Consider the following 13,045-nt stretch of genomic DNA (forward strand, 5'->3'; position numbering starts at 1 on the left):
GATTTGCCAAGCCACGATTTACCTCCATTACATACCAAATAGCACCGATTCGGTGCTATTTTCTTCTGTATAGCCGTACTCCTTATACTCTTAAACGCCTTCCAATATTGTCTTTGAACTTTGCTCCGTTAGTCGCGCCGACATTCAGACTTCGGCCTGAGTGGAACAATTTAGTGACGCTGATGGTGCGCAATACGCCACTCGTTGAGCTGTTTTTGCACCTCAGCTTTAACCTTGTCCAGGCCCGCCTGCTTCAGTTCCTGGTTGAACTTGGGCAGTTCGGTATTGACGTCCACGCTGCCTGTCATCAAGCTAGGGTAGTATTTCTGCCATACCATGTCGATATTCTGCATCTGAACCGGCATCATGGATAAATCGGGTGTAAAGCCAAGCATGCTGGATTTAACGACTCTTGCGTTGGAAGACCGGAATTGGTCCCACTTGTTCAAAGGATCTGGAAACTCGCCGCCTATGGTTCTCAAAATGAACCAGTTACCCTGCGTGTACATTATCCCCGCATAATTTGGTGGTGCATCTGGAATTACATTACCATTTGTGTCCATTGGGGGAATCGGCACGACCTGACCCTGGCTGTCCAAGGTATAGTGGACTCCCTCGATCCCGTAATTGAACAGGTTGCGCACTTCGGGATCTGTATTCAGAAGGTTCAGAAACTTTACGCTCTCTTCGGGGTGCTTTGTACCGGAACTGACAGCCATGATGCCTCCTCGCAAACCCTCTGTCGTGACCAACTCAGGTGTAGCGGGATGCGCCACAACCTTGTAACCCCGGAACTTGCTCCAGGTATTTTCAGCGAGAGGGCCGCCCTCCGAAGCCTTCCAGAACACCTTAAAGCCTCTTTCGAGCTCCTGGTTCTCCCGCAAGGCAGCATCTTCGTTGATATATCCCGCTTTGTAGTAGTGTCGAAGCGTATCGAGCACCTGCCGGGCTTCCTTTGTTTCGAATATACTCACGACCTGAGAGTTCGGGTCCAGGGATTGCACCATCAGGGGGAGCTTCTTGTCGATAACGTATTCGTAGCCATATAAGGCGAAGAAATTCTGGGAGTCCTTGTCCAGCATCATGGGCAAGTAGTCCGGATCTTGTAATTTAATCATCTGCAGCAAAGGTTCAAGCGATTCCAACGTGTTGTATTTTGCAATATCGATATCGTATTTCTTGACCAGTTCATCTGGATACGTCCATTGTTGACGTACGGCAAGTTCCTTATTGGTGGGTATGCCATAAATGCCTCCATCATCCATACGCACCCCTTGCCAAAAAACAGGATCGATGGTATCGTACATGTCCTTGCCTACGGTGGAGAGATAGTTATCCAACCGCAGCCATGCGCCACGCTTGGCATAAGCTGTGAAGTCCGAGGCAAAAGCGACATCAAAGGGAGTACCCGCTGATATCATCGTGTTCAGTCGTTTTTCATACTCTTGCCAGCCCACCTTGACATAGGTGATGGTAACGCCGATCTTTTTGGCCAGGATTTCATTGATTTTGTCATTCACCAGCTTCAGATCCTTGTCCGGCTCGCCGAGCGTGTAGTAGATAAGATTCACCATGGCCTCGTCCGGCTGCATCTCTTTATCTTTAACAGAAGACGAGGAACAGCCTGTTCCGAGCAGCATTAACATGCCGATTATTACAATATAGAGGATACGACCCACAAAAGAGGGGTGCTGCATGCAAAGGCCTCCCTTTCTGCAACGTTTAACTTAACCCTTTTTCCTAAGCTCTGAAGGTGATTTGCCGAAGTAGCTTTGGAAATGGGTGTAGAAATAATTCATATTCTGGTACCCTACGGACAGTGCGATACTGACAATCTTATCGTTGGTCGTTAAAATGAGTTCCCGCGCGTGAAGCATTCGATAGGCCATCAAATACTCCGAGAACTTCATGTGCGCTTCCTTTAAAAACAGCTGTCCAAGGTAGGTGCTGTTCATGCGAAAACATTCCGCCACCGATTTCAGGGTGATGTTCTGGGCATATTCCGCCTTTACCATCATCAGTATACGGTTGGTCAATTTGGATAGATGATCGTATGGAATGCCGAGTATCGGATCGGTATGCAGGTCTTCACTGCTCCTGCCGTTCAAATTTCCGTGCAGATCTTCGACGATGATTTTTTCGATCACCTGTTGAAGTTTGGAACGCTCGACGGGCTTGAGCAGATAATCCTTCACACCGCAGCGGATGGCTTCCTGGGCGTATTCGAATTCGCTATAGCCGCTCATCATAATATATTTGGCAGGAATTCGTAGCTCATTTAGCTTGTTTATAATGTCGTAGCCGCGATCCGGTCCGATGCATACATCGAAGATCGCGATATCGGGCAGCAGCTCCACCGCTTTGGACACTGCGTCATCTTTGGTTTCGCTTGTTTCAACCCGGTGAAAGCCGTAGCTTGCCCAATCCAAAGTTCGTTTCATGCCCTCCAGAATCTGAGGTTCGTCATCCACGATAAGAAGTTTGTACATGCCTGTCACTCCTTTGCGATCATTACGGTAATCTTAACCCCCGCCTCTTCATTGTTCGCGATTTCCATAGAGAAGACTTCTCCATAGAAAAAATGTAGCCGGATATATACGTTATGCAGGCCAATGCTTTGTGCCGGAGCATCGTCGAGACTGGAGAGATTTTGTCTAATCTTCTCCAACCGCGTATGGGAGATCCCTTTTCCGTTGTCCACAAATTCCAGGACATAGTGCGCATCGGCTTCCCAACCATTAACGACAAGCAGATTGAATTCATTGCCCGGGTTGAAACCATGAACGAAAAAATTTTCTGCCAAAGGCTGCATCCAGAATTTGACCGTCGATAAAGATAAAAGCGTTTCGTCCACATTGAGCTGATAATAAAACCGCCTGGGGTATTTAAGCTCCATAATTTTTAAGTATTTTTGCAACAGTTCCAGCTCGCTGCCGATGGTAATAATATTTTCCTTTTTCACGATATCCCGGTATAGAGCACCCAAGGTCGCGATGGCATCAGCGGTGTCGACGTCACGGTTCACCAAAGCGGTAGAACGAATGGCCTCTAGCGTGTTGTACAGAAAGTGAGGATTGATTTGATGCTGAAGCGCCTTCATTTCTGTTTCCTGCTGTTTCAGCTTCAGCAAGTATTCTGTGCGAATATGCTTATCGAGTTGAAGAATCATATCATCCAGCTCCCGGGCAATCATGCCGTATTCATTTTGCCTGTACTTTGCAGGAAAATTCGACGTAAAGTCAGCAGTTTTCACGCGTTTGATGGAATAGATAATGCGCTGAAGGAATCGCGCATCGTCACGCAGATTGTAAACAATAATGAGCAGTACACTGATCATGGACATCAATATGATGAATAATACGACAGCAATAATGCTGGCATTTTGACGTATAAGCAAGGGTAAGTCGACGAGAACGATGAAGCTGTAATCAAACTTGGTGGAAGAAAAGGTGAAGAAATATACGTTTTTCAGTCCGCTTAACGAGAGATAGCCGCTGTTTCGTCCGTCTTCCGCCGCTTGAAGGACCAGCCCCTCGGCATAGCTGTTTCCATCGGAGATCATGTACACTTCGCCGGAAGTGCTTACGGCTGCGGCGGTGTCCAATTTGTAACTGTCTATTTTCTTGAACAGTTGCTCGCTGCTGACCAAGAAACGGAATTCCCCGATCTGACGGGATATCTGGTTTGGGTCAGATAGTTTTTTTCGGTAAACGAATCCCTTTTCGATCGTCTCGCGGAAGGCTTCATCCGTGTTCGGCAGGCGAAATGAAAAGCTGCCATTGCCGCTGCTGTCAAAGCGAATCATATTGCCCTGTGACTCGGTGTGAAGGCTAATTTGGGAAATGACTCCTTGCACTGAGCCGTACAGAAAGGCTTTTAAATCGTCGGGAAAGGAGACGAGCGGTTCGGTAAAGTGGCTATCCTGCAGCCTGCTTGTTTGATATTCCTCCGCGCTATTGCCTAAAAAGTAACGGGCATCAGTCATCAGGCGATTGTTGGAGTATATTCGCTGCATGTATGCCTCGATGCGATCCGCATCCAACTGAAGCTCATTTTCAATGCGGGCAAAGGCGCTGACAGCGTCACTTCGGACGTTTTCGATCCATTGATACAGCATTACGGCACAGGTCAGAGTGCCAAGTGCCAGACCTAAAGATACCACAAATACCGTATATGCAATGAATTTGCTGCGGTATATCTTAATCTGCAGAAACGAACCCATGCGATGCCTCCTTTGCAATAGGTTGTTAGCTATGAAGCACCGACTTCTATCTTAAAATGTGTCTGTCATATATTCAATTCAATTTGAAGTGATTTTATCGTATTTTGTTTTTCCTATCCTATATCAAGATGTTGCAAAATTCGATCCAGTCCGATTTTTGGCAAAATCCTCATACAAGAAGGCCCGAACGGGCAAGTGCCTTTTCCGTTCGGGCGTTCAAAGTTGTGCAGTTGCTTTTAGTGCGTGTTCAAAAAGTTTTTATGACTTACTTAGAGAAAGCATCAATCTGCTCTTGGGCGGCTTTCATGATGGCATCCATGCCGGCCGCTTTGAGTTCGGACACGATTTTCGGTACCATTTTCTCCGGATCAGATGCGCCTGTGAGCAATTCATAGCGGTATTTATCCCACACCGCTTTGGTGTTGGCTACTTCAGTAGAAAGATTGGTAATATCCATGGAGAAGCCGAGCAGTGAAGAAGCAAATGCTTGTTCATTGAGCTTCTTGACCTGTTCCCACTGATCTTCAGGAGCACCTTTGTTCGTGGCCATGTTGAAGAAAGTGCCCTGCGTGTAAGAAGCCAGCGGCCATGTATCGGAAATACGTTCAATGACCTTCTCGCCATCAATCTTTTGGAAGTCTACACCCTCTTCACCATAAGCAAGCATATTGCGCAGCTTCGAATCCGTATTGACCAGCTCAAGGTATTTCAAGGCCTCCTTCTTATACTTCGAGTTGGCGGAGATCGCATTTAAGGAGCCTTGAATCGTCGTCGTCGTGTAGATCGGGCCGTAGTTCTGAACGATATCGTACTTTTCAACGCCGTTGTTAATTTGCCAGCCTATTTCAGCGCCAGGGAACCCTTGAGCACTTAGAAACGGTTTGCCTTTGTCCGCTTCAGGTTTAGTTGGCGCATCCGGGTTAATAATGCCATCCTTGTACCATTGATGCAGCATCTTCAAATTGTCCATGACATCCGGCTGCTCCAGAACAGAGATAACCTTGCGAGAAGCGTCATCCGCCTTCACACCGACAGGACCAAGCCCAAGCGCCATATCGTCATACTCGTTAAAGAATCCGTTCAAGCCTTCGCTTTGCGTCATCGGCAGCGGATAGAAGCTTTTGCCTTCTCCTGCTTTCATATCATGGAAAGGTTTATCGAGGTCCTTCAGGGTCTTAATGTTGTTTACATCGATGCCGTATTTCTCCACATACGTATGATCGAATCCCCAATACTGGGTTAGAGACGAATCCTTATACGTAGGCACGGAGTAAATCTTTCCGCTGACCTTTGAGCCATCCCATACCTTCTCGGGAATAAACTTATACAGATCTGGCGTTTCGCTTTGCACGAGATCCGTAATATCGGCAAAGGAGCCCATCGCCACTTGTTGATTGTACTTGGAACCGTTCGTGAACATCATATCGAAAGCCTCGCCGGTATTTACGATCGTATTGATTTTGGTTTCCCATTCTCCCCAGCTTGCGACTTTAATATCAACCTTGACGCCGATCTTCTCAGCGGTATATTCGTTCATCGCCGCGATAGCCTTGTCAAAGTTGTTTGGAACCTGACCGCCAATCGTCCACCATACCAAAGTAGGCACATCATCGGTAGATGAGGAAGATTTGGACGAATCGGAAGCTGGTGAGTCCGACTTCGAGCCGCAGGCTGCAAGCGCTGTCATGATGAGCGTTAAAACACACATAATCGAGATGAGCTTCAAAGACCTTTTCATAGGTATTTCCCCCTTGTAAGTGTTCTTACTCCGCTTTAAAGCTTTATTTAAAAGGTTTATCCTCAAAGCGGCAAAGTTTATAAAAACCTCGATGTCGCCGGATTCTCCAAGCAGGCAGTTCGCTTTTCACGGAACGGACGCTGCCACAGCTTATCCTTTGACGGCACCGATCGTCAGACCGGAAATGAAATACCGCTGGAAGAATGGATAGGCAAAGGCCACGGGGAGCACAATGACGATGGCTACCGCCATGCGGGCGGACTCTTTCGGCATCGTTGCTACAAGCATCGCGTAGCTGACCCCCATGTTGGCGGCATTTTTGGCAAGTGCATCCACGTTACTCATCAGGTTATTTAGAAGAGCCTGCAGAGAATACAGATCCTGGTTGTTGATGTACAGCATCGACTGGAACCAGTCATTCCAATAAGCAAAGCACAGAAACAATCCGATGGTCGCAATGACCGGCAAGGAAATCGGCAATATGATCGAGAAGAAGATGCGCAGTTGGCCCGCTCCGTCCATTTCCGCGGATTCGATCAAACCATCCGGAATCGTGCTCTTGAAGAATGTTTTACAAATAATAACGTTGAACGAAGAGACCGCCAGAGGCAAAATCAACGCCCAAACCGAATCCTTAAGCCCCAGTAAATTTGCGTTGATATAGTAGCTGGAGACCAGACCTCCGTTGAAGATCATAGGAATGAATACGATCCAGGTCAGAAGACCTTTGAGTTTGTAATTCGGCCTTGAGATGACATAGCCCATCGAAGTGGTAAGCAGGATGCCAAGCACCGTACCGACAATCGTAACAAATAAGGATACACCTAGTGCACGGAGAATCATCGTCCCTTGTTGAGCGATATAACCGTAGGCTTCGCCGGAAAGTGCGGTCGGAAACATGTGATATCCCGTCTGGCGTATGGATTCTTCACTGGATAACGAAATGGACAGTACAACCAGCATCGGCACCACGCATATTAACGCAAGCAGGATAAAAATGAGATTGAAGATAACGTTGACACCTTTACCAGGGCGATTGAACTTATCTAATCCACTCTCGTATGCCGTTCTTGTTGCCATACACTCACCCTCCCTAAATCATCGCGCTGTCCGGATCTAATCTACGAACGATCCAGTTTGCCGTTAGAATCGTGATACAGCCCAGTACGGATTGCACGAATGCGGCTGCGGAAGCCATCCCCACAGTTGCCGTTTTGAGTTGCTTGTATACCAATACATCAATGGTGGTGGTTACGTTAAACAAGGAATTTGCATCCCGCGGTACCTGGAAGAACAATCCGAAATCCGTGTAGAAGATTCGACCCACGGCCAAGATAAACATCATGACGATGACCAGCTTCATCAGAGGCAGGGTAATGAACCGCGTCTGCTGCCAAATGGAGGCTCCATCAATTACGGCCGCTTCATAGTAGGTTCTATCAATGCCAGTGATCGTTGCCAAGTAAACGACCATGCCATAGCCCAATCCCTTCCATACATTCATGAAGATTAAAAAGTAGGGCCAGTATTTGGGCTCCATGTACCAATTAATAGGCTCACTTCCCATGTTAACGAGCATCTGATTGACAATACCTTTGTCAAAGCTTAAAAATGCCCAACCTACAGCCGAAACCACAACCCATGACAAAAAGTAGGGTAAGAACATCATCGTTTGATAGACTTTTCCTGCTCTGCGATTGTGCAGCATGCCGATCATTAGTGCTAAAGCAACAGGGATCACAATATGGAGGATAATAAAAATGATATTGTATCCCAGTGTGTTTCTAATAATGATCCATGCATCATTGGATTTGAATAAAAATTCAAAGTTTTTGAAGCCCGACCATGGACTGTTTACCACATTACTCAGAAACCCGCCGCTTATTTTGAAGTTCTTAAAGGCGATAATGATACCGAACATGGGTAAGAAACAGAAAAGAATGTACCATATGGTAGTCGGCAGCGCCAAAAGGGTCAGCTCGGCATCTTGCTTGCGCCATTGCGTCCGTAGGCGCCTACCTTTAGCTTTAGTGCTCATGTCTGTCACCTCTTCCGTCATCCTATAAATTCATGTTGCAAGTCAATTTTATAGGAGATAAAGCGCTTTCATCCAGATAACAAACATGATAATGTAGTCAACAAACGTTAGATTTTTGAAATAAAGCCACGTATAAAAGCATCAGCCAGTGATCTGGTTGGTGTTTTTCGGTTTATTTTTACAATGCAAATGATAAGAAGCCCAGCAGCCATAATGGCTACTGGGCTATTATTAACAATGAGGAAGCCATTTCCTCATATGAACTGCATCTTCAACAAGGTGATGCCTGGACGATGGACCAGTCGAACGTCTCAACTTTTTCAAGTGAGGGCATTCCGGCTTGAGCGCCAAATTTGGTGACAGCTAAAGCGGAAACCTTGGTGGCAAAATGAACGGCATTATCCAGGTCTTCTCCTGCGGCTAAAGCGTAAGCTAACCCGCCGTTAAAGGAATCTCCTGCGCCGGTCGTATCGATGACGGGAACCCGGTATGCCGGAACGTCCGTTATATGCATATCCGACTTCATGTATCCTGAACCTTGCGAGCCTAATGTAGTAATTACATGGCGTGGACCCATTTCCAATAAACGTTTCGCCGCTTCCTTCCATTGCTCTCCCGACGTATCCATTCCCGTAAGCAGGCTAAGCTCTGAACGATTCGGGGTAATGTAGTCCGTATGCTTTAACAGTTCTTCCGGCAAGTCCCTGGCGGGGCCGGGATTTAAAATGACCGTTCTGCCATGACGTTTGGCGACTTCTGCGGCTGCAATCACTGTCCTCAGAGGGATCTCCAATTGCAGAAGAACCACATCGGCTTGGGCAATGAGGGCTTCATGCTGGTAAACATCTTCTGGCAGACAGTGGGCGTTGGCGCCAGGAACCACCACGATTTGATTATCTCCTTGAGCCAGGAGAATAGAGGCAATCCCAGTCGGAACTCCTTCCGCTGTTTTGATCCCAAGAACGTCAACTCCGCTTTCCACTAGAGAATTCCGAAGTTCTGCTCCAAAGGCATCACTGCCGAGTGTGCCGATCATCATTGTGTGAGCGCCAAGCCTGGCAGCGGCCACGGCCTGATTGGCACCTTTGCCACCGGGAATGAAGTGGACGTCTTTGCCCATAATCGTCTCTCCCATAGAAGGAGAACGCTCTGCTTCAACCGCGATATCCATATTTAAACTTCCAATAACCACTATGTTTGGTACTCTCATGACTTCACTCCTGAAGAAAAAGTGATTTTACATGGAGCATCTCCATGTAAAATCGCCTTCTGATATCTATCTGTCTATCTTTTCGATATGAAATTCTAGTATTTTTTTAGTGCGTCAATCATTAGTTTCCAAAAACCGTCTACATCAAGCTCTAACCCAAACTTAGCATTAACTTCTCTACCCGTGACCCCGTGCAGATCAACTAAGGTTGTTCCTGCTGTATACTCTCCTTTAGTTTCCACAACAATATTGACATCTTTCATCTTAAACAATTCTGGTGCAACACAATATGCTACAGTCAATACATCGTGTACCGGTCCCCCGTCAAAATCGAACATCTCTTTATATGTCGATGCAAAAAACACTAATAATTCGCCGACTATTTTAGCAACATGATTATCGATTTTATTTACTTCTTCGATAATTTCTTGGGTCGCTAGGGCTTGATGTGTAATATCAAGTCCCATAACGACTGTGGGAATACCGCTATCAAATACTTTTTTTGCGGCTTCGGGATCAGCCCAAATATTAAATTCGGCCGTTGGCGTCCAGTTACCAAATGTTCCGCCGCCCATTAGTACAATCTCTTCTATATTGTTCTTGATTTCTGGTGCTTTTGTTAAAGCTAACGCAATATTAGTTAACGGTCCTGTCGGAAGAAGGGTAACAGGCTCTGTTGACTCTTTTACAAGTCTTATAATGGTGTCAACGCCGTGTTCCTCACTCCAGGTGCGGGAAGATTCAGGCAGCTCCGGACCATCTAAGCCTGAATCACCATGAATGCCAGGCGCAGTTTCACGTAATCGAACCATAGGCTCACTTGCACCTTTAGAAACAACAACATCATGTAAGGAGATCAAATCACAGATTTTCAATGCGTTTTGAGTCGTTTTCTCGATTTCTGCATTTCCGGAAACGGTTGTAATCCCTAATATCTCCAGTTTCGGTTGTACAGCAGCTAAAATAATCGCAATGGCGTCATCATGTCCTGGATCGCAATCCATAATAATTTTTCTTCTAGTCATTATCTTTCACCTCGGTGTCTTATTTACATAACGAGTCCTATCATGGTGCCTGAAATTACAGACGCTAATGTTGAACCTAACAACAATTTAGTAGCGAATTTCGCTACATGTTCACCTTGCTTGTCACTGATCGACTTGATGGATCCGGAAATAATACCCAGAGTTCCGAAATTTGCGAAACTAACTAAATAGACAGACACTATGGCAGTCGTTTTAGAGGAAAGTTGGTTTGTAATGTCACCAAAATGGAGCATAGCCACAAATTCATTTGTAATCAGTTTTGTAGCCATAATCCCGCCTGCTTGTACAGCTTCTGCCCATGGAACACCCATTAAGAAGGCGATTGGCGCAAAGATGTAACCAAGAATCGTATCAAACGATACTTGAAAGGCACTTTGGAAAATAACATTCACTAATTGCATGAGGGAAATGAATCCTAATAGCATGGCGGCAACAATAATGGCGATTTTAAAACCATCCATAACACTCTCTCCAACCATGCTGAAGAAAGGAACCCTTTCTTTTTCTTCAATCTCAACTAAATCCTCATTCTCATCCAAATCATAAGGATTAATAATATTGGCAACGATAAGAGCACTAAAAATATTCAATACTACAGCCGTTACAACAAACTTAGGCTCTAACATATTGGCATATGCCCCGACCATCGCCATACTTATTGCACTCATTGCTGATGTACAAATGGTGTACAGTCTTTCTTTGGACAAGAGTGGAATTTGTTTGATGATGGTTAGGAACACTTCCGGTTGTCCAAGTGCAGATGTAGATATTGCAAAATAACTTTCGAGCTTGCCCATTCCCGTAATTTTACTTAAAAATAGACCTAAATATTTGATGATGAAAGGTAGTACTTTTATATAGTTTAGTATTCCAATTAAAACGGACATGAAAACAAGAGGCATTAACACGCCAAGAAAAAATGGAGATTGGCCATCATTCGCCATACCGCCAAATACAAATTGAATTCCCGCATTAGCAATCTCCATTAACTTTTCAAATAGCAAGCCCACTTTTGTAATAACAATGATGCCTATACTCGTGTTCATCATGAAGTAAACTAATAGAATTTGTACGGCTAACATGATTAGAACACGTTTGTATTTTATTTTTTGCCTGTTGTTACTTACTAAGAAACCAATAATAAAAACAAGAAGAAGGCCAGTTATCAAGAAAATAAAATTCATGTACATTACCCCCATGTTAGCGCCTGATCTTATACCGTTTTGTCTTGTCCGTCTACGACTTGAATTGCAGCCATATTACACCCCCTGATTAACCAAACAAAAGTTTATATAAAAAACATATGTTTAGTATACGCTTCCAAGTTGATATGTCAAGATGAAAAATCGCATCCCCATTCTGGATACAATTAACAACCCCAAAAGAGGGTGTATTTTGCATGGCACAAAGGTTGGAATCATTCCGAACGTGGTTTTAGTTGTATAATAAAAGAGAGGCAAACACGGGCTTCGTGTTATGAAGAATAGAGGAAGAAATGAGGCTGCTTCATGGATAAAGAACAACAAATTTTAGAATATATAAGAATGAATCCTTTTATATCACAGCAGGAGTTATCAAGTAAGGTTGGTTTATCCCGTCCAACGGTTGCTAATTATATTGCTAGCTTGATAAGACGCGGGGAAATTAAAGGCCGGGCCTACATTCTACGGGAAGAATCTTCGATTGTTTGTATCGGAGGGGCTAACATTGACCGGATTGCGCGATCAAATCAGAAGGTGGATTTTCATTCATCCAATCCGGTGAAGATTAATGAATCCTGTGGCGGTGCAGCACGCAACGTTGCTGAGAATTTGAGTCGACTTCGCTGCAATACTGCCATTATGACTTGTGTCGGAGATGACAAAGAAGGCAACTGGATCCTGAATGAAATAAAGCGCCAGGGAGTTGATGTTAGCCAAGTTTGGGTGCTGCCGACTGAACGAACAGGGGTTTTCATCACTTTATTGGATCAAACAGGTGAGAGCGTTGTTTCTATGGATGATATGCATATATACGAAAAAATGACAACGTCCATGTTTGAGGAAAAATGGTCCTATATTGTTTCTTCGCAGGGTGTGTTTTTGGATACGAATATTCCTAAGGAATGTATAAGTTATATCATTAAACGCTGCGCCGATGAACACATTCCCTTGTATATTGACCCTACATCTGCAGCCAAGACAAGCAAACTTCCTTTCCTGCTCGACGGAGTAGAACTGCTGCTTCCCAACCGAGTAGAGGCAGAAGTCCTTACTAATATGAAGATTGACTCAATTGAGGATTGTCAGATAGCCAGTGAGAAAATTAGAGAGCGTGGCGTTAAACAAGTTATTATCACGCTTGGTGATCAAGGGGCTTATTATTCCTCCTCGGAGGAATCGGGGCATTTGCCTTCTTTTGCAACGGATATTGTGGATATCACAGGGGTTGGTGACGCGTTCTCTTCTTGCGCCATATATGGAATCATGAACAATGAATCGCTGCATAATGCGTGCCAGTGGGGACTTGCCAGTGCTGCCCTTACCCTTCAAACGGAAGAATCGATTAGCACATTGTTAAGACCTGAGAAAATTTACGAGGTCATGCAGGAGTATTCATGATAATATTCGCTTCTTCGCCACATTACATAAACTCCACAACCATTTAGGTTGTGGAGTTTGCTTTTTCGGCACTTTTAGCTTTACGATAAGCTCCGCATGTTCCTTGAACTTGAAAAGTAGTTGACGCAGACTTCTTCAACATGAGACACAAACGTGTTTATTTAGAAACGGGTATAAAGACCTATCTTGTC

At 45.0% G+C, this 13,045-nt stretch carries 10 protein-coding genes; 1 reads left to right on the plus strand and 9 read right to left on the minus strand.

Annotated elements, in window-relative coordinates; all coding sequences use genetic code 11:
* Nucleotides 1-170 precede the first annotated feature (170 nt).
* The 9 genes from AM231_RS21475 to AM231_RS21515 all read right to left on the minus strand — a co-directional run bounded on the left by AM231_RS21475 (nt 171) and on the right by AM231_RS21515 (nt 11,438).
* A complete protein-coding gene (locus AM231_RS21475) occupies nt 171-1,697 on the minus strand; it encodes an ABC transporter substrate-binding protein (RefSeq protein WP_054404445.1) in 1,527 nt (508 codons plus the stop codon).
* 30 nt (nt 1,698-1,727) lie between these two features.
* Nucleotides 1,728-2,489, minus strand: coding sequence for a response regulator transcription factor (locus AM231_RS21480; protein ID WP_054404446.1), 762 nt, complete (start codon nt 2,487-2,489; stop codon nt 1,728-1,730).
* A gap of 5 nt (nt 2,490-2,494) precedes the next feature.
* On the minus strand, nt 2,495-4,222 hold the full coding sequence (locus tag AM231_RS21485; RefSeq protein WP_054404447.1) for a sensor histidine kinase: 1,728 nt from the start codon (nt 4,220-4,222) through the stop codon (nt 2,495-2,497).
* 265 nt (nt 4,223-4,487) lie between these two features.
* Nucleotides 4,488-5,960 carry an ABC transporter substrate-binding protein gene (locus AM231_RS21490; RefSeq protein WP_054404448.1) on the minus strand — a complete coding sequence of 491 codons (1,473 nt, stop codon included), beginning with the start codon at nt 5,958-5,960 and terminating at the stop codon, nt 4,488-4,490.
* A gap of 150 nt (nt 5,961-6,110) precedes the next feature.
* On the minus strand, nt 6,111-7,040 hold the full coding sequence (locus tag AM231_RS21495; protein WP_054404449.1) for a carbohydrate ABC transporter permease: 930 nt from the start codon (nt 7,038-7,040) through the stop codon (nt 6,111-6,113).
* A gap of 13 nt (nt 7,041-7,053) precedes the next feature.
* Entirely contained in the window at nt 7,054-7,998 is a 945-nt protein-coding gene (locus AM231_RS21500) for an ABC transporter permease (protein ID WP_054404450.1), read from the minus strand.
* A gap of 271 nt (nt 7,999-8,269) precedes the next feature.
* A complete protein-coding gene (gene rbsK, locus AM231_RS21505) occupies nt 8,270-9,208 on the minus strand; it encodes a ribokinase (protein ID WP_054404451.1) in 939 nt (312 codons plus the stop codon).
* Between the two features lie 95 nt (nt 9,209-9,303).
* Complete coding sequence (locus tag AM231_RS21510; RefSeq protein ID WP_054404452.1) at nt 9,304-10,233, minus strand: nucleoside hydrolase; 930 nt, start codon at nt 10,231-10,233, stop codon at nt 9,304-9,306.
* A 23-nt stretch (nt 10,234-10,256) separates the two neighbouring features.
* Nucleotides 10,257-11,438 carry a NupC/NupG family nucleoside CNT transporter gene (locus tag AM231_RS21515; protein WP_054404453.1) on the minus strand — a complete coding sequence of 394 codons (1,182 nt, stop codon included), beginning with the start codon at nt 11,436-11,438 and terminating at the stop codon, nt 10,257-10,259.
* Between the two features lie 324 nt (nt 11,439-11,762).
* Here AM231_RS21515 and AM231_RS21520 point away from each other — a divergent pair, with 324 nt between their 5' ends.
* The gene (locus AM231_RS21520) at nt 11,763-12,854 is read left to right on the plus strand and encodes a carbohydrate kinase (RefSeq protein WP_054404454.1); all 1,092 of its coding nucleotides are present in this window, start codon (nt 11,763-11,765) and stop codon (nt 12,852-12,854) included.
* The last annotated feature ends 191 nt before the right edge of the window (nt 12,855-13,045 follow it).

Origin of the sequence: Paenibacillus solani (genome assembly GCF_001277345.1) — a bacterium.
In the GTDB taxonomy this organism is placed as follows: Bacteria; Bacillota; Bacilli; order Paenibacillales; family Paenibacillaceae; genus Paenibacillus_AQ; species Paenibacillus_AQ solani.

What these genes read in the sequence shown, in the direction of transcription:
- AM231_RS21500 (WP_054404450.1), bottom strand. Translation starts at nt 7,998, where the DNA reads ATGAGCACTAAAGCTAAAGGTAGGCGCCTACGGACGCAATGGCGCAAG.
- AM231_RS21475 (WP_054404445.1), bottom strand. Translation starts at nt 1,697, where the DNA reads ATGCAGCACCCCTCTTTTGTGGGTCGTATCCTCTATATTGTAATAATC.
- AM231_RS21515 (WP_054404453.1), bottom strand. Translation starts at nt 11,438, where the DNA reads ATGAATTTTATTTTCTTGATAACTGGCCTTCTTCTTGTTTTTATTATT.
- AM231_RS21480 (WP_054404446.1), bottom strand. Translation starts at nt 2,489, where the DNA reads ATGTACAAACTTCTTATCGTGGATGACGAACCTCAGATTCTGGAGGGC.
- AM231_RS21510 (WP_054404452.1), bottom strand. Translation starts at nt 10,233, where the DNA reads ATGACTAGAAGAAAAATTATTATGGATTGCGATCCAGGACATGATGAC.
- rbsK (WP_054404451.1), bottom strand. Translation starts at nt 9,208, where the DNA reads ATGAGAGTACCAAACATAGTGGTTATTGGAAGTTTAAATATGGATATC.
- AM231_RS21495 (WP_054404449.1), bottom strand. Translation starts at nt 7,040, where the DNA reads ATGGCAACAAGAACGGCATACGAGAGTGGATTAGATAAGTTCAATCGC.
- AM231_RS21520 (WP_054404454.1), top strand. Translation starts at nt 11,763, where the DNA reads ATGGATAAAGAACAACAAATTTTAGAATATATAAGAATGAATCCTTTT.
- AM231_RS21490 (WP_054404448.1), bottom strand. Translation starts at nt 5,960, where the DNA reads ATGAAAAGGTCTTTGAAGCTCATCTCGATTATGTGTGTTTTAACGCTC.
- AM231_RS21485 (WP_054404447.1), bottom strand. Translation starts at nt 4,222, where the DNA reads ATGGGTTCGTTTCTGCAGATTAAGATATACCGCAGCAAATTCATTGCA.